This is a genomic window from Pseudomonas sp. UBA5706 (assembly GCF_002419965.1).
Lineage (GTDB): Bacteria > Pseudomonadota > Gammaproteobacteria > Pseudomonadales > Pseudomonadaceae > Aquipseudomonas.
This window is the reverse complement of the sequence record NZ_DIHC01000018.1, coordinates 25,383-42,724: the sequence shown is the minus strand read 5'-3', so window position 1 is coordinate 42,724 and position 17,342 is coordinate 25,383. Positions and strand designations below refer to the sequence as shown.

At 58.7% G+C, this 17,342-nt stretch carries 11 protein-coding genes; 8 read left to right on the top strand and 3 right to left on the bottom strand.

Translation table 11 applies throughout. The features are described from left to right. Positions 1–375: 375 nt before the first annotated feature. Together B3I26_RS10140 and B3I26_RS10135 are read left to right on the top strand one after the other, a co-directional pair. Positions 376–588: a DUF6124 family protein gene (locus B3I26_RS10140; protein ID WP_296257547.1), complete on the top strand. Its 213-nt coding sequence runs from the start codon at positions 376–378 to the stop codon at positions 586–588. Positions 589–810: 222 nt separating this feature from the next. Next, complete coding sequence (locus B3I26_RS10135) at positions 811–2,613, top strand: acyl-CoA dehydrogenase (RefSeq protein ID WP_296257546.1); 1,803 nt, start codon at positions 811–813, stop codon at positions 2,611–2,613. Between the two features lie 106 nt (positions 2,614–2,719). Here the strand turns inward: B3I26_RS10135 and B3I26_RS10130 are convergent, their stop codons facing one another. Continuing rightward, complete coding sequence (locus tag B3I26_RS10130) at positions 2,720–6,085, bottom strand: dermonecrotic toxin domain-containing protein (protein WP_296257545.1); 3,366 nt, start codon at positions 6,083–6,085, stop codon at positions 2,720–2,722. Positions 6,086–6,326: 241 nt separating this feature from the next. Here B3I26_RS10130 and B3I26_RS10125 point away from each other — a divergent pair, with 241 nt between their 5' ends. The 5 genes from B3I26_RS10125 (at position 6,327) to B3I26_RS10105 (ending at position 14,750) form a co-directional block, all read left to right on the top strand. Next, the gene (locus B3I26_RS10125; RefSeq protein WP_296257544.1) at positions 6,327–8,069 is read left to right on the top strand and encodes a potassium/proton antiporter; all 1,743 of its coding nucleotides are present in this window, start codon (positions 6,327–6,329) and stop codon (positions 8,067–8,069) included. A gap of 36 nt (positions 8,070–8,105) precedes the next feature. Then, positions 8,106–11,474 carry a mechanosensitive channel MscK gene (mscK, locus tag B3I26_RS10120; RefSeq protein ID WP_296257554.1) on the top strand — a complete coding sequence of 1,123 codons (3,369 nt, stop codon included), beginning with the start codon at positions 8,106–8,108 and terminating at the stop codon, positions 11,472–11,474. 48 nt (positions 11,475–11,522) lie between these two features. Then, entirely contained in the window at positions 11,523–12,986 is a 1,464-nt protein-coding gene (gene selO, locus B3I26_RS10115) for a protein adenylyltransferase SelO (protein ID WP_296257543.1), read from the top strand. Between the two features lie 820 nt (positions 12,987–13,806). Further along, complete coding sequence (gene trxC / locus B3I26_RS10110) at positions 13,807–14,241, top strand: thioredoxin TrxC (RefSeq protein ID WP_296257542.1); 435 nt, start codon at positions 13,807–13,809, stop codon at positions 14,239–14,241. 137 nt (positions 14,242–14,378) lie between these two features. Beyond that, complete coding sequence (locus B3I26_RS10105) at positions 14,379–14,750, top strand: PAAR domain-containing protein (RefSeq protein WP_296257541.1); 372 nt, start codon at positions 14,379–14,381, stop codon at positions 14,748–14,750. 73 nt (positions 14,751–14,823) lie between these two features. Here B3I26_RS10105 and B3I26_RS10100 read toward each other — a convergent pair whose 3' ends face one another. Beyond that, the gene (locus B3I26_RS10100; protein ID WP_296257540.1) at positions 14,824–15,600 is read right to left on the bottom strand and encodes a ParA family protein; all 777 of its coding nucleotides are present in this window, start codon (positions 15,598–15,600) and stop codon (positions 14,824–14,826) included. Between the two features lie 259 nt (positions 15,601–15,859). On the opposite strand from B3I26_RS10100, the gene B3I26_RS10095 reads away from it, so the two are divergent. Next, positions 15,860–16,345, top strand: a complete 486-nt coding sequence (locus B3I26_RS10095) for a hypothetical protein (RefSeq protein ID WP_296257539.1) — start codon at positions 15,860–15,862, stop codon at positions 16,343–16,345. 33 nt (positions 16,346–16,378) lie between these two features. Here B3I26_RS10095 and B3I26_RS10090 read toward each other — a convergent pair whose 3' ends face one another. Beyond that, positions 16,379–17,269: a LysR family transcriptional regulator gene (locus tag B3I26_RS10090; protein ID WP_296257538.1), complete on the bottom strand. Its 891-nt coding sequence runs from the start codon at positions 17,267–17,269 to the stop codon at positions 16,379–16,381. Positions 17,270–17,342 lie beyond the last annotated feature (73 nt).

The following is a 17,342-nucleotide window of genomic DNA, read 5'->3' as shown; positions in this document are numbered from 1 at the left end:
CGATGCACGGCCTACGAAGCGTGGCGTTTATCTGTTTTGAGAACCGCCACTTTCTGCAACAAATCTCCTCGCGTGTAGGCCCTTTCTTACAGCCATATCTCTTTCTTGCGAAGGACATTTCCTAGAAACTCTTACCCGCTTGTGCCTTGGAATTTCGATCTTTAGGCTGCGTCGGTCGCTGAAAATCAGCGTCCGGGTTTAGCAGCCTGAATTGTTTTCTAGAGGCGCAAGACCGCTTTATGGCGGCTTTGCGCGGGGCACGCTTGCGTGCGCTGGTCGTGCCTCTGGGATCAGTCTGCTAACCCGTGTCAAAGTCGCCACCCTAACCCGTTTAGCAGCGAAGCTTCGGTGGCCTCATTAACCAGAGGATTGCGAATGCTAAAAATCACCCCTGACCCACCCGATAAATCCCTCGAAGAATCCTTGGCCCATGCATCGGGCCTGCTGCGATCCGCCCACGCATCGGCCTGCGAAAGCGCAGAAAACCTCATAGGCGTAAAGCGAGATTTGGCCTTCTCAGTCGTCTATCTGATTGATATGGCCAAAGCCGTTATCGATCGATCACTGGATCAAATCGACATCCGCTGAGCTACCGCGAAAGTCTAAACACCGTAGTAACGCGCTTGCCTGCGATACGTCATATCTGCAACGAAGATTCGTCTGACCTAACGCTATCGCGGGCAAGCGCTCCTACAGTCGTAGCGCTGTATTCCCCCTGTTCTACCCCTCCATCACCCAAATCAATCTTGCTGTTCTCCCCTTCCCCGCCCACCTAGACTCGACGGCAATCCAACAGAAGGTAATGCCGCCATGTCCGAGACGCTGCTCAGTTCGCGCAATCTGGCTTTCGAGTTGTATGAAGTGCTGGACGCCGAGGCGTTGACCCGGCGTGAGCGCTTCACCGAGCACAGTCGTGAGACGTTCGATGCGGCGATTACCACGGCGCGAACCATTGCCGAGAAATACTTTGCCCCGCACAACCGCAAGAACGACGAAAACGAGCCGCGCTATGAAAATGGCGAAGCGGTGTTGATTCCCGAAGTGAAACCGGCGGTGGACGCCTTTCTGGAGGCCGGTTTTCTCAATGCCGCGCGCGACTTCGAGGCAGGCGGCATGCAGCTGCCGACGCTGTTGTCACAAGCTTGTTTCGCGCATTTTCAGGCGGCGAACGCGGCATCGACTTCGTACCCGTTCCTGACCATGGGCGCGGCGAATCTGATCGAGAAATTTGGCAGCGAAGAACAGAAGCGGCGCTTTCTGCAGCCCATGATCGAGGGGCGATTCTTCGGCACCATGGCGCTGACCGAGCCCCATGCGGGCTCGTCGCTGTCTGATATCCGAACCCGTGCAGAACCTGCAGACGACGGCAGCTACCGCCTGCGCGGCAACAAGATCTTCATCTCCGGCGGCGACCACCCGCTGTCGGAAAACATTGTCCATCTGGTGCTGGCAAAGCTCCCTGACGCGCCGCCCGGCGTGAAAGGCATTTCGCTGTTCATCGTGCCGAAGTTTCTGGTCCACGATGACGCAAGTCTGGGTCCACGTAACGACGTGTTGCTCGCGGGGTTGTTTCACAAGATGGGTTGGCGCGGCACCACTTCGACTGCGCTGAATTTTGGCGATAACGGCCATTGCGTGGGGTATCTGGTCGGCAAGCCCCACCAAGGCCTGAGTTATATGTTCCAGATGATGAACGAGGCGCGTATCGGGGTCGGCATGGGCGCGGTAATGCTGGGTTACGCCGGTTACCTGTATTCGCTGGCGTACGCTCGCGAGCGGCCCCAGGGTCGCCTGCCCGACAGCAAGCACCCGGACAGCGCCCCGGTTTCGATCATCCAGCACGCCGATGTGAAACGCATGCTTCTGACGCAGAAGGCTTACGTGGAAGGCGCGTTCGATCTGGGGTTGTATGCAGCCCGCCTGTTTGACGACACCCAGACTGGCGAGACCGAAGAGCAGCGCACGCTGGCCCATGAACTGCTGGACCTGCTGACCCCGGTGGTCAAATCCTGGCCCTCCGAGTTTTGCCTGAAGGCCAATGAACTGGCGATCCAGGTGCTCGGCGGTCACGGCTACACCCGCGAATACCCGGTCGAGCAGTATTACCGCGACAACCGCCTGAACCCGATTCACGAAGGCACGCATGGCATTCAGTCGCTGGACTTGCTGGGACGCAAGCTGGCACAGAATGGCGGCGCGGGGCTCAAACAATTGGTCCGGCTGATTGCCGACACCTGTCAGCGTGCTCAAGAGCACGCTTCATTGAGCCCGTTGCGACAGCCACTGGAACAACTGGTGGCCAGTTTGCAGGCAGTGACGCTCGAACTGCTGATGGATATGGCCCAAGGCAAGGTCACCGCGACCCTGGCCAACTCGGCGCTGTACCTCAAAGCCTTTGGACACACGGTGATCGGCTGGCGCTGGCTGGAGCAGGCGATTCGCGCAAAGGAAGGCTTGAGCAAGGGCAAAGCCGCGGACGCCGGGTTCTACAAGGGCAAGCTGCAGGCGGCGCGGTATTTTCTCACCTGGGAAATACCGGCCTGCCATCACGAACTGGCGTTGCTGCAAGCACGTGATGACGTATGTGTGACGATGCAGGATGGATGGTTCTGAATCCGGTTTCCTTCAGCAAAAGAAAGGCCTGATCGGAGGCCAAACAGACCTCCCGTCAGCTTGGCCAGAGCGCATGTCAGGCAACACTGTTCAGAATATTCGCACGTCACCGTCTCCAGGAGTTTTCTACGCCCGCGGTTATCTTCAATCTTGATCCGAAGGGGGCATAGAATGCTGTCACATCATGATAGAGGTCCTCGTAGGCCGATGCCCTGATGCCGGGAGTCGGTCTGAGCTGACCATCCAGTAGGTCTGCATAGTCCGGGCGTACCCGCTTGAGCGTGTCGAGAAGAAGCTGCGGTCCCGTCACGTCGAAAATCCTGGACATATAGGGGTCGATCCCGTCGACTTTTACTGAGCCCATCTTCGACAACTCGTCGATGGCCTCACGCTCAGCGATGAATCGCGAATAGAGTTCCTCTTCCACCGCCCTCAAGACAGGATTACCTGGCTGGCTGGCAAAATGGCTGTTTCCCGGGCCGAAATAAGACATATGCGGCGACGAAACGGGGGCCCCCATCAAGACATCGCTTGGCCCCGCATCAAGCGCCGCACCCGCAAAGGGCCCCACGATTACATCATCGCAATCCATGTAAATGCCTCCGTATTCACGCATCAGGCGGTATCTCAAAACGTCCGACGCCGCAGCCAGATTTTGTCCGTCGCCTTCACGGAAGTACCGAAAAGGCACACCGGTGTGCTCCTCATCGAGAAAGCGCGCAAAGAACGACTCTTCCTCAAGGGGCGAAATCACCATATTGGGATGGTCAGCGAACGCTGTTCGCAACCCCTGCAAATGGCCATTGGCTGCCGCATTATCAATGTCGATGTGGAAAACGAATTTGAGATCAGGGTTGTTTTCGATATTTTTCTTGATCGTGTCGATCAACCCTGCGCGAGGCGGCCTGGCCCCCAGCCAGATCTGATGGACTGTCCTTTCCACGGCTTGCGGGTTTTTTGGATAGCCAGGCAAGCGCGGGAACTGGTAGCGGAACCACTTGACCGGACGATCGAGAGAGGGTCTGGCTTTAACGAACGCCTTGAGACTGCCTCGCTTCCAGACACCTTTGTTATTGAGCCACATCACCTCTTTGACATTGACTCGCCAGCAGCCGACATCCGCGTCATACGAAACCGGAATACCGTTGGCGAAATGCCGATCGACCAGATTGCCCCACCCATCCCCGGCGCTGCGTATCTCGATACCGTCCATGGCGATATCGGTGAGCAGTCGAGCCTGCGCAGTCGCCAGCACGATACCCGGCTTCCCGACCTCGGGCATCATGCCTATGTCAGGTGCCATTTGGATGTAACTGTCACCACCACGCAGCCCAGGCTTGACGTCAATGTCCGAGTAATAGCCCTTCGCTTGCTTGATATAGGGGCCTTTGAGGGTTGAGTCGTCCATTGAAAAGATTCGGTATTGCTTGTAAGCGTTGACCCGCTCGACTGGATACACTTTCGAATGCACTCGGGCGAAATAACGCGTCGTGCCAGACGCCCTATCCGTGACGGTGTAAACAGCGCCGAAATCATCGATCTGCCAGACGCCACCCGGTTCGAAGGGCGTGTTGTATTCGAACGGCGCCAGTTCAGCTCGCAGGTATGGCCGTAGCGAGCGAAGGCCTTCAGGCTCCGCACCAAACGCGACAACGCTGTCATAAATGGCCTCATGATGAACCTTGAGATCCCGTCGCTGCTGCTCTTCTCCAAGCCGTCTCAAGGCTTTTTCACTCACTGACTCGCCGGCCTGCTCCTGTGCTTCCCTGACCAACTGCTCTTCAGCCCGTTGCAGCTTGCCGAGGGCCATCGTTTGCTCGCCGGCACTGCGCCCCTGGATCATCTGCCCGACCTCATCCGCCGCTCCCGGCGCGATTTCATCCCCCACACGCACTGCCGCGCCCAAGAGGCGTCTGGCCGCCACGCCTCCCTCCAGGCTTACAGGCACAGCATTCAACAAACCGAAGACGATACGTCCGGCACCCTGTTGTTTTTCTTCAAGGGTCCTGCCATTGACCAACTCGTCAGCACCCAGGCCAGCCAATGCCACAGACATGGCCGCCAGAGGTGCCCAGAGGTAAGGCACCACCATGGCGATTGCACCGGTCACCGCGATTGCATTGCTCAGGACCAGCGCGGCAACTTCCTTGTTGTGGTCTTTACGGCTGCGGATGAGCTGCAGGCCGTCCGAGGCCAGACGGTCCTGCAAGCTTTTTTTAAAGTGCGAGAACGGCCATGGCGACAGTGCCGCGCCCAGGGTTATCTCTTTGGACGGCCACCAATGGCCGGTCGCGTCGTTGAGTCGATGCGGCTGCGCAGCCAAACCCGCAAGCGTCGTCTGCAAACCGCTGAGGAAGTAACCGTCAGGCTCATCCGCTACCTTGAAATGAGCCTCCAGGGATTTGCGCCGACGCACGTCCTTGCATTGACAGACAATCCAGCCGCGCAACTCTGACATGTCCTTGAAGCCATGCAGCGGGGAGGAATTACCGGGGATGTACATGACCAAACGGCCAGTTTCTTCATGCTCGATGACGATGATGTCAGTTGATGCATATCGGTACAGAACAAGCTCGCGGAACGTGATCGTCGAGGCAAGGGGCGCATCTCTGAATGCATCGAAAGCCAGTGTTTCCCAACGCTGTCGCTGGTCGAGCCCCAACGCCTCCAGTACCAGGTCCTTGTAAGCGGCACTTAACGACCCTTCCTCGTGCTGCACAAAGGCTGACTTCAGAAGCGACGACTTGAGCAACAGGTTGTAATCAGCGCCATGCGTGCGCCAGAACGTCTTCAGCGATGCCTGGTAACGCGATTGCAGGTCAGCTTCCCAGACGAATCGCTTGAACACCTTCGGATCGACAGGGACATGGGTCGATGCGTCAAATCGCTGAGGCTCGGTCTTGCGGTAAATGGCCTCATAGGCGAAGCAATCCACCAGATCGGGCGGCACCGGGGACACTCGCACCGTATAGCCGCCTTCTCGGTACGGACGCAAATGCCCCAGATGCTCGAAGAACTGACCGTTACCTTCCTGCTGCCAGTTGCGCAGCAAGGCGTCGGTCAGGGTCATGGAGTATGCGATCCCGGCCCGCTTCGGCGCCTGGTCAGGCTCCCGGATATAAAGCGTCGTTAGCAGCAACTGATCGGGGCTGGTGCCATCGCCAAGATGCTGTGCAACGAACTCTTTGGCTTTGAGGAAGGCGAACCCGTGAGGGGCGTAGTACCGCACGTTCTGGCGGGCGATGAAGTCTTGCAGAAGAAGCGGAGCAGGCGCCCCGGCCCCGGCGTGCTGGTTGAGATCAGCCGCATGAAAAGAACGATCCGCGAGGACCTGGTTGACGGTGCCGCCGTCGTAGTGGTCGACACGTGGCGCATGCTCGCCCTGCATCCCATTCGTTCCGCGCGGCAACGCATTACGCGCGCGACTGCGCGCACCACTGTTAAGCAATAGGTGATTGAGTCCATTCATCATTCTCGACATCCATGTCAGTTGTAGAAGACCTTAGCTTGAGCCCTGCGGTGACACATTGTGCATTAGTTATTTACCTCGTCTGCGCACAGGATCTGCACTAGACAAAGGCGAGCTTCTATCGGCGATAAGCGGGATTAAGCTTTGACAGTGAGCCAATTCAACGGGTTAAATCCGTTGGCACGCGGGCTGCATGGTCAGCTCGCGGATGCGTTTGATATTTCTTTTGTCTGGAGTACCGCCCTTGGATGCCACGACCATCAACAGCCTGTTCCTGATCGGCGCGTTGCTGGTGGGCGCAAGTATTCTGGTCAGCTCGCTGTCTTCACGTCTGGGTATCCCGATTCTGGTCATCATCCTCGCGGTCGGCATGGCAGCGGGGGTCGATGGCGGCGGCATCATTTTCGATAACTACCCGACGGCCTATCTGGTCGGCAACCTCGCACTGGCGGTCATCCTGCTCGATGGCGGGTTGCGAACACGGGTGGCGAGTTTCCGGGTGGCGCTCTGGCCCGCACTTTCGCTGGCAACCGTCGGCGTTCTGATTACCACCGGTTTGACCGGCATGGTCGCGGCCTGGCTGTTCGACCTGAACATCATCCAGGGCTTGCTGATCGGCGCCATTGTCGGCTCCACGGACGCCGCGGCAGTGTTCTCGTTGCTGGGCGGCAAGGGCCTTAACGAGCGGGTAACCGCCAGCCTGGAAATCGAGTCCGGCAGTAACGATCCAATGGCGGTGTTCCTCACCGTAACCCTCATCGACATGCTTTCCAGCGGCCAGACCGGGCTGCACTGGAGCCTGTTGGGGCATCTGATTCAGGAATTCGGCATCGGCGCCATCATTGGCCTGGGTGGCGGCTGGCTGATGCTGCAACTGGTCAACCGCATCAATCTGGCCAACGGCCTTTATCCGATCCTTGTCATCGCGGGCGGACTGGCAGTGTTTGCCTTGACCAACGCTATCCACGGCAGCGGCTTCCTGGCCGTTTACCTCTGCGGTCTGGTGCTGGGTAACAAGCCTATTCGTAGCCGCCACGGCATCCTGCACATGCTCGACGGCATGGCCTGGCTGGCCCAGATCGGCATGTTTTTGGTGCTTGGCCTGCTGGTTACGCCTCACGACCTGCTGCCCATTGCGCTGCCTGCGCTGGGTCTGGCGTTGTGGATGATTCTGGTGGCGCGCCCACTGTCGGTTCTGGCGGGCCTGCTGCCGTTCAGGGTGTTCCACGGACGTGAAAAGGCGTTTATCGCCTGGGTGGGCCTGCGCGGGGCGGTGCCGATCATTCTGGCAGTGTTCCCGTTGATGGCTGGCCTGCCCCACGCGCAACTGTTCTTCAATCTGGCGTTCTTCATCGTGCTGGTCTCGCTGCTGGTTCAGGGCACGAGCCTGCCGTGGATGGCCAAGTGGCTGAAGGTGACCGTTCCGCCTGATCCTGCGCCGATCTCTCGGGCAGCGCTGGAGGTTCACGTCACCAGCGAATGGGAGCTGTTCGTTTATCGCCTCGGTGCGGAGAAATGGTGCATCGGTGCTGCCCTGCGCGAGCTGAAAATGCCTGAAGGCACGCGCATCGCAGCCCTGTTTCGCGGTGAGCAACTGCTCCATCCGTCGGGTAGTACGGTGTTGGAAACCGGTGACCTGCTGTGCGTCATTGGCCATGAACACGACCTTCCGGCCCTTGGCAAGCTGTTCAGTCAGGCACCGCAACGTGGTCTGGATTTGCGTTTCTTCGGCGACTTCGTCCTCGAGGGGGATGCACAACTGGGCGCTGTCGCAGCGTTGTACGGCTTGAAGCTCGACGGCCTGGACGCGAATATGCCGCTGAGCCAATTCATCATTCAGAAAAATCGTGGCGCTCCCATCGTCGGCGACCAGATCGAATGGAACGGAACCATTTGGACCGTTGCAGTTATGGAGGGGAACAAGATCCTCAAAGTGGGCGTCAGATTCCCCGAAGGAAGCCGCCCAGGTCCCGGGTTGTTCCTCTAAACTGCTTACCTTTCCTGATCGTTCGACCCGGTGTCTATGCTCACGCTGCGTACCTTTCTTGCCTCAGCCTTGCTGGGGCTTTGCCTTTCAAACGTCCCGGTTTTCGCCGCTGACACGCTGCCGCCTTCCAGCGAAGCCGTTCAGCAGAGCCTGGACAAAATCGCCGACCGCAAACTCTCGGCCGATGACCAAAAAGCTCTGCAGCAAGTGCTGGAGCAGACGCTGGGGTTTCTCGCCAGCCAGAAGGACAACCAGCAAAAGCTGGAGGACCTGAAAAAGCAACTGGCGGATGCCCCGAAGCAGACCAGCGAAAACCAGCGCGATCTGGCAAAGCTCAAAGCGAGCAGGGTGATTCCCATCGCCCAACGCTACGCCAATATGGACGTGCCGCAGCTCGAACAGATCCTTAGCCAGCGCAGTACGCAGCAGGCTGATCTGCAAAAGGCGCTCAACGATGCCAACAGCCTGACGATCACCGCGCAGACGCGCCCGGAGCGTGCGCAGGCCGAGATCAGCAACAGCCAAACGCGCATCCAGGCTATCAACGGTATCCTCAAATCCGGCAAGGACGGTGGCAAAGCCATCAACAGCGACCAGCGCGGCCAATTGAATGCCGAGCTGGCGTCGATCAACGCGTTGATTGCCCTGCGCCGCCAGGAGCTGGCCGGCAACAGCCAACTGCAGGACCTGGGCGGCAGTCAGCGTGACTTGTTGACCGAAAAGGTCAACCGCCAGGATCAGGAAATCCAGGACCTGCAGACGCTGATCAATGACAAGCGCCGCGCGCAATCTCAGGAAACCGTCACGCAGTTGTCCATCGAAGCGCAAAAAGCCGGCGGCAGCAGCCTGCTGGCAACCGAGAGTGCTGCCAACCTCAAGCTCTCCGATTACCTGTTGCGCGGCACCGACCGCCTCAACGAACTGACCCAGCAGAACCTCAAGACCAAGACCCAGCTCGATGCCATCACCCAGACGGATCAGGCGCTGGACGAGCAGATCAACGTGCTCAGCGGCAGCCTGCTGCTGTCCAAAATCCTCTACAAACAGAAACAGTCGCTGCCCAAACTCAAGCTCGACAGCGGTCTGGCTGACGAAATCGCTGACATCCGCCTGTACCAATTCGAGGTGAACCAGCAGCGCGAACAGATGAGCAATCCGGCCAATTATGTCGATACCCTGCTCGCCACCCAAAAGCCCGAGGACGTCACGCCCGCGCTGCGCAAGACGCTGCTGGATCTGGCCACCACTCGCAGCGATCTGCTGGAGCGGCTGAACCGAGAGCTGAGCGCCCTGCTCAATGAATCCATCACCCTGCAACTCAACCAGAAACAGCTGGTGAGCACGGCCATCAGCCTGCGCCAGACCCTGGACGAGCAGATGTTCTGGATTCCCAGCAACAAGCCGCTGGATCTGGAATGGTTCGAGCGCGTCAAACCACGCCTGACCAAGCAGCTCACCACCCTGCCCTGGACCTCCACCCTCAGCGAGCTGAGTGATGGGCTGACCCAGCGCCCGCTAATCTTCCTACCACTGCTGTTGGTGATCGGTGTGCTGATGTGGAAGCGCAAGGCGCTGTACGACAAGCTCAACCGCCTGCATGGCGATATTGGCCACTTCAAGCGCGACCGGCAGTGGCAGACGCCATTGGCCATCTTCATCAATATCCTGCTGGCGATGCCGCTTTCCCTGGCGCTGGCATCCTGCGCACTGGCATTGCAGATCGACGCCCGCGAGCAGAACGTCAATCTGGGTGCTGCGTTGCTGCAGCTCTCGTTAGCGTGGCTGATGTTCTACACCGCCTATCGCATTCTCGCGCCGGGCGGCGTGGCTCAGCTGCATTTTCGCTGGGAGAAGTCCCAGGTGGAATTTCTGCGCGGCTGGATTCGCCGCCTCGGACTGGTGGTGCTGGCGTTGGTCACCGTGGTGGCCGTCGCCGAGCATGAACCCTCCGCGCTGGCCGAGGACGTGATCGGTATTGCGGTGGTGCTGACCTGTTACGCGATGATGACCTGGCTGCTCGGCCGCCTGCTGCTGACCAGCCCGACGCACCAGAACGCTTCGTTGTTCCGCCGCGCGGTGGGACTGGCGTTTACCGTCTTGCCGGTCGCGCTCTTCCTCGCCGTGTGTTTCGGCTACTACTACACCGCGCTAAAACTCAGCGACCGGCTGATCGACACTCTTTACCTGCTGATGGTGTGGCTGGTGATCGAGGCCGCCTTCGTCCGCGGCCTGAGTGTCGCGGCACGACGCCTGGCCTATCAACGTGCCCTGAGCAAACGCCAGGCGGCCAAGGATGCAGGTGAAGGCGAGACGCTGATCGAGGAGCCAACCCTGGACATCGAGCAGGTCAACCAACAGTCGCTGCGCCTGATCCGCCTGGCCCTGATCGGCGGGTTCATCGGCGCGCTGTATCTGGTCTGGGCCGATCTGATTACGGTGTTTTCGTACCTGGACAACATCACTCTGTACGAATACACCAGCGGTACAGGCGCGACCATGAGCATGGTGCCGATCAGCCTGGGCGACCTCATCGGCGCTCTGGTGATCATCGGCATTACCTTCGTGCTGGCAGGTAACCTGCCCGGGCTGCTGGAAGTGCTTGTGCTCTCCAAGCTAAACCTCAAGCAGGGCAGTTCCTACGCCACCACCACATTGCTGTCCTACATTATTGTGGGCGTGGGCTTCGTCTCCACCTTGTCGGCGCTGGGCGTGAGCTGGGACAAACTGCAATGGTTGGTGGCGGCGTTGTCACTGGGGCTGGGCTTTGGCATGCAGGAAATCTTCGCCAACTTCATCTCCGGCATCATGATCCTGTTCGAACGTCCGGTGCGGATCGGCGACACCATTACCATCGGTAACCTGTCGGGTACGGTCAGCAAGATCCGCATTCGTGCGACCACCATTACCGACTTCGACCGCAAAGACATCATCGTCCCCAACAAGACGTTCATCACCGGGCAACTGATCAACTGGTCGCTGACCGACACCATCACTCGCGTGACCCTCAAGCTGGGTGTGGACTACGGCTCCGATCTGGACCTGGTGCGCAGCCTGTTGATCAAGGCCGCACAGGACAATCCGCGCGTGCTCAAGGAGCCAGCGCCGCACGTGTATTTCCTGAATTTCGGCGAAAGCACGCTCGACCACGAACTGCGCATGCACGTGCGTGACCTGGGCGACCGCAACCCTGTGCTTGATGAAATCAACCGGTTCATCAACAAGGAATTCAAAAACCAGCACATCAACATTTCGTTCCGGCAGATGGAGGTCTATCTCAAGAACATGCAGGGGCAGGAGTACAAGATGGTGCCGATCGAGCCGGAGCAGAAAACGCTCTCCTCGCCGACAGGCGTGTCTGCTGCGCCGAAGGATGTGCCCGAGCCTCCCGACATCAGGCTCGACTGACCGGACAAATCCCAGCAGAATGGTCGGACATTTTGCTGGAGGCGTCCCTTGAAAGCCCTCGACGAGTTGACCTTCGATAACCGTTTCGCCCGCCTGGGGGACGCGTTTTCCACGTCCGTATTGCCCGAGCCCATCGTCGAACCCCGTCTTGTGGTCGCAAGCGAGGCAGCGCTGGCGTTGCTGGATCTGGACCCCTCGCAGGCCGAAGAGCCGGTGTTCGCAGAGCTGTTCAGCGGTCATAAGCTGTGGGCTGAGGCAGATCCGAGGGCGATGGTTTATTCCGGTCACCAGTTTGGGGCCTACAACCCACGCCTGGGCGATGGTCGCGGCCTGCTGCTGGGCGAGGTCTACAACGACGCCGGTGAGCATTGGGACCTTCACCTCAAGGGTGCCGGGCAGACCCCGTATTCACGCATGGGCGATGGTCGCGCGGTGCTGCGCTCCTCGATCCGCGAGTTTCTTGCCTCCGAAGCGCTGCATGCCTTGGGCATCCCGACCAGCCGCGCGGGCTGTGTGATCGGCTCGACAACACCGGTCTGGCGCGAGACGCAGGAGCGTGCGGCGATGGTACTGCGACTTGCGCAAAGCCATGTACGCTTCGGCAGCCTCGAATATTTCTTTTATACGCAGCAGAACGATCAGCTTAAAGAATTGGCTGACCATGTACTGTCCTTGCACTACGCCGAATGTCAGGAGCAGCCCGAGCCGTATCTGGCGATGTTCCGGGTCATCGTCGAGCGTCAGGCCGAACTGATCGCCAAATGGCAGGCGTACGGCTTCTGTCATGGCGTGATGAACACCGACAATATGTCGATTCTGGGCATCACCTTCGACTTTGGCCCGTTCGCGTTCCTTGACGATTTCGACCAGCATTTCATCTGCAACCACTCTGACCACGAAGGCCGCTATTCCTTCAGCAATCAGGTGCCGATTGGCCAATGGAACCTCAGCGCGCTAGCCCAGGCCCTCACGCCGTTCATCAGTGTCGAGTCCCTGCGTGAGGCGCTCGGGATGTTTCTGCCGCTGTATCAGGCCCACTACCTGGATTTGATGCGCCGCCGACTGGGCCTGACCACTGCCGAGGACGACGACGCCGACCTCATCGCCCGCCTGTTGCAACTGATGCAGAACAGCGGCGTCGATTACAGCCTGTTCTTCCGCCACCTGGGCGAGAATGCTGCCGACGTAGCGGTCAACCGCCTGCGCGACGACTTCGTCGACATGCTTGGCTTCGATGCCTGGGGCGAGACTTACAAAGCCCGCATCGCGCGCGAGCCCGAAACGACCCAGGACGAGCGCCGCACCCGCATGCATGCGGTCAACCCGCTGTACATCCTGCGCAACTATCTGGCTCAACGCGCCATCGAAGCGGCCGAACGGGGTGACTACAGCGAAGTCAGGTGCCTGCATCAGGTGCTGTGCAAACCGTTCGAGGAGCAGGTCGGGATGGAAAGTTACGCGCAGCGGCCGCCGGATTGGGGCAAGCATTTGGAGATTAGCTGTTCGTCGTGACGCAAAACGGCCAGTCGATATTGCTTGCGGACAAAGCATCTGCCACCCCAGCACCGTACTCGTGTTTCTGTAAGCGCCAGTAACGTGCGAGTAAAGAACTGAAAAGCTCCCCTTGGGGGCCACTGTCGCCAATGGCTTGGGATTGGCTTCGGCGTAGCTATAGGCGCTACTACCCAAAACATCGCAACTCGCGGTGGCGGTCCCATTGTTTTTAAAGGTAATACTGACCTGCGGACCTGCATGGGCAAAACTCATTGCCGTCAGACCAATGCAACAGTTCCTGCTTTAAACAGCTTGATAGTTTTCATCCCGATCATCCTTTTGCTAGATCTGAGAAAACCTAATCAGCTGTTAGCCATCAGCACAACTACTCGAATGGATAGTTATTTTTCTAAATCTGACAGCAAAGCCCCTCTGGCAGGCAAGCTAATGTGCAGTGCTGCTTTGCACCTGGTCAGGCAACCGGGGCGTTCTTTCGGATAAAAAGCTGGATTGGGGGGAGCTAGCAGCAATGCATGCAGGGTGATTACAGCGCGATTCGCGGAATGCTCGCTGTCTCCAGATTCGAAGCAATCGGCTGTTAAATAGCGATGGGGTTGGGAAAATCGTGAAGACGGCACACTGAGTGCCTGGGCATTTAGGCCTGCAAGTCGGCCATCAGAAACGCTGTCGATCTCTAACCTGGCGACCCTCAAAAGGATTGGGGCCAATCCAGTACCCATGAGCCCGATGCCTGATGGATCTTAAGTCTGCCCTCAACTTGATAAACACGTTATCAGGCTCTACTTAACCGTCATCAGTCTTCTTCCAGGTAGCCAACATGTCCGAGCCTCTTCATATCCCCTGCCCCCACTGTAATGGCCTGAATCGCATCCCCGCTGAGCGGCTGGCAGATCAGCCCAAGTGCGGACGCTGTAAACAGCCAGTGTTGCTGACCAAGCCGTTCAACCTGACACAAAGCGACTACGCCAGTCAGATAAAGGGCGACTTGCCGCTGTTGATCGACGTCTGGGCCGAGTGGTGCGGACCTTGTAAATCCTTCGCTCCCACCTTCGAACAGGCAGCGGCTCAACTAAGTGGGCGGGTGCGGTTGGCGAAGCTGGACAGCGAAGCGAATCAGCAACTGTCAGCGCAACTGGGCATTCGCTCGATTCCGAGCCTGATCCTGTTCAAGAACGGTCGCGAGGTAGCCCGTCAGAGCGGCGCAATGCAGCGCCAGCAGTTGACCGCGTGGCTGGCAAGCCAAGGGATCTGACGGCGCATTCTTCAGCCATTGAAGCGCTTGCCTGCTTTGCCGGTAGGACATGTCTGAATGCGTAATCGCGACTCACGCGGATCGAATTCGTTGCCTAGGGTTTAGCCGTTCACACGGATAACTCGGAGGCGACGACGATGACATCGGTAATCAGGGAAGGCGACTCGACCACCACCGCAGGCGTGGTTCTGCAGACGTCAGGAACGCAAGTCTGGGAGGAGCGCAGGCTCGCGCGCATGGGCGATCCGGTGTGGTGTGCAGCCTGTGAGCAGGTCGGCTATATCGCTCAAGGCAATCCCACGTATATCGATCAGGTCGTGGCGGTCGCAACAGATGGACAGCTCGTGCATTGCCACTGCCCGCCTGGGGACCATCGGCTGATCGCCAGTCAGGATGCATTGAAGGCTGACATGCAGGCCACCATCGACATTCCCAAGGACCTGGCGCAAATCGCACGCAAACGGGCGAAGCGACTTAGCCGAGCCATGCGCGAAGGCGAGCATCTGTAGCCGCGCGGCTTGCCGAAACGCGCTTAAGATCGCCGTCAGCGAGAAGCGCATTGACGACGGGGCGGCCCATTCATCAAGCGGCGTTTCTTTCCAGCAAATGATGCAGCTCAACGAATTGCTGGCTGAGCTTGTGACGCGGATCAAGGTGAATCAGCGGCCTGTTGGCCTGGTGCGACTCGCGCATCTTCACCGAGCTACTGAGGTAAACCGGCAGCACGGGCAGGCCCTCGGCGATCAGTTGATCGAGCATCTGCTGCGGCAAACTGGCGCGCGACTGGAACTGATTGACGATGATGCCTTCCACCTCCAGATCCTCGTTATGGTCTTCTTTCAGTTCTTCGATTTCCTTGAGCAGACCGTACAGCGCCTGCCGGGAGAAGCTATCGCAGTCGAAGGGGATCAGCACCCTGTCTGCCGCGATCAACGCAGAGACGGCATAAAAATTCAACGCAGGGGGCGTATCCAGATAGATACGCTCGTAATCCTGATCAAGCTCGTCGAGCAACTTACGCAGCTTGTTGATCTTGTGCTTGGCCTCAAGTTTGGGCTGCAAATCCGCCAGCTCGGCGGTCGCGGTAACAACGTGCAGGTTATCGAACGGGGTTTCGTAGATGTCGACTTGATTCTTTTTGGAGAACGGCCCGGAAGACAGCGTCTGCTTGAAAAAATCGGCAATGCCCATGGGAATGTCGTCGCCGGTCAGGCCCGTGAGGTACTGCGTCGAATTGGCCTGCGTGTCGAGATCGATCAAGAGCGTCCGGTAACCCTCATGGGCACTAACGGCTGCGAGATTGCAGGCGATGCTGGATTTTCCGACCCCACCCTTCTGATTGAACACTACACGCCGCATTGGAAAACTCCTGTTGCTGTATTGTGTTTAAGGATCGTCGATCCGACCCGATGAATGGACCGAGTCTAGGCAATCCACGTGACAAGGGCGAGCATCCCGGGAAATCTGACGCACGGGAATGCAGTTGTCTGCATTGATGCGACGCGCAGATTTGCCAGCATCCGGTCACACCTCGATAATGCCTGCCATTGCGCCGCAGCGTGTGGCACCCGCAGGGCGCTGCCCTCTTCGTAGCGCTTAACCATTGATAGGTACCCTGATGATTCGAGCTTTGTTATTGGCCTGCGTGTTGCTGCTCAGTGCGTGTGCCAGCCAAGATCAGCTGCCGGCACAAATTCCTCATCTGAAGCTACCGATTACGGTGAATGCACAGCGTGAGCAGGCGGGCCAGCATCAGGATTGGCGGGTCGAAGCCCGGAAGCGGGACCGCGGGGTGCGCTGGACCCTGACAGACACTACCGGGAGCGTGCTAGCGGTGCAGGATCTGACCAACGACGGTTGGAAAGACCGCGCCGTCTCCGATGCAGACTTTGAAGCCCGGGAGCTGTTCGGCGCCGTTTTGTTCGCGCTCACCTCCGCAGAGGAAGTCCGCTTCGACTACCCTGGCGTGCAACTCCAGCCCCACGCAAGAAGCATCGAAAACCGTTGGCAGGTCAGCTACCTCTCGGAAGGCTTAATCCGCATCACGCTACCCGATGGCCAGAGCTACATGGTCAGCCCGATCAAAGGCAAAGCGAGTCGCTGATCCTCGCGAATGGCGTGCAGGCATGCACCGCTTTTACCCGGTCTTTCGCGTCACCAGTTCAATGAACGCTTTGGCCATGGGCGATTTCTGATCCTTGCGTTGTACCAGCCACACCGCTGATGTAGCCGCGTCATCCAGCAGCGTGCGATAGGCCACCCCATCGATGCGCATGCGTTGGTAAGACGCGGGCAGCACTGTCACCCCTAAACCCGCCGCCACCAGACCAATGATGGTCATGGCCTCGCCCGCTTCCTGCGCGAACAAGGGGCTGAATCCCGCCTCCCGCGCCAGGCTCAACAGTTGCGCATACAGACCACTGCCGTAGTTGCGAGGGAAGAATACGAAGGGTTCGCCGGCCAGTTCCTTAAGATAAATCCCCCGCTCGTTGCCTTCAGCCAAGGGGTGATCGGAACGCAATATCGCCACCAGCGGCTCGCGCAGCAGTTCAACGGCCACCAGGGCGTCCGGTAACGGCAGCGGCCGCATGATGCCGACCTGCATCGACTCTTCCTCCAGCCGCTCGGCGACTTCCCTGCTGCTCATTTCCTGCAGCGCAAGACGCACATCCGGGTAGCGCTGACGAAAAGCAAAGATGGCCTGCGGGATGCTTGAGGTGAACGGCGCGGACGCGGTAAAGCCGATCTTCAATTCGCCCAGCTCGCCCAGTTGGGCCCGACGGGCAACGTCGGACGCTTTTTCGACCTGAGCCAATACCAAGCGAGCCTCTTCGAGAAACAGCCGACCCGCCTCGCTCAGCGCCACTCGTCGGTTGGTGCGCTCGAACAAGCGCGCGCCCAATTCGCTTTCCAGAGCCTGTATCTGTTGGCTAAGCGGGGGCTGCGAGATGCCTAGCGAGGCGGCCGCGCGGCCAAAATGTAGCTCTTCTGCCACTGCAACGAAGTAGCGCAGGTGACGTAATTCCATGAACCCACCATTAGGTCGTAAAACCTATCAAACAGGTCGAACAATATATTGGAGGAAATCGTTAGCTGGCTAT

Coding starts and splice junctions, on each gene's coding strand:
- B3I26_RS10140 (WP_296257547.1), top strand. CDS start 376: ATGCTAAAAATCACCCCTGACCCACCCGATAAATCCCTCGAAGAATCC.
- B3I26_RS10135 (WP_296257546.1), top strand. CDS start 811: ATGTCCGAGACGCTGCTCAGTTCGCGCAATCTGGCTTTCGAGTTGTAT.
- B3I26_RS10130 (WP_296257545.1), bottom strand. CDS start 6,085: ATGATGAATGGACTCAATCACCTATTGCTTAACAGTGGTGCGCGCAGT.
- mscK (WP_296257554.1), top strand. CDS start 8,106: ATGCTCACGCTGCGTACCTTTCTTGCCTCAGCCTTGCTGGGGCTTTGC.
- trxC (WP_296257542.1), top strand. CDS start 13,807: ATGTCCGAGCCTCTTCATATCCCCTGCCCCCACTGTAATGGCCTGAAT.
- B3I26_RS10105 (WP_296257541.1), top strand. CDS start 14,379: ATGACATCGGTAATCAGGGAAGGCGACTCGACCACCACCGCAGGCGTG.
- B3I26_RS10100 (WP_296257540.1), bottom strand. CDS start 15,600: ATGCGGCGTGTAGTGTTCAATCAGAAGGGTGGGGTCGGAAAATCCAGC.
- B3I26_RS10095 (WP_296257539.1), top strand. CDS start 15,860: ATGATTCGAGCTTTGTTATTGGCCTGCGTGTTGCTGCTCAGTGCGTGT.
- B3I26_RS10090 (WP_296257538.1), bottom strand. CDS start 17,269: ATGGAATTACGTCACCTGCGCTACTTCGTTGCAGTGGCAGAAGAGCTA.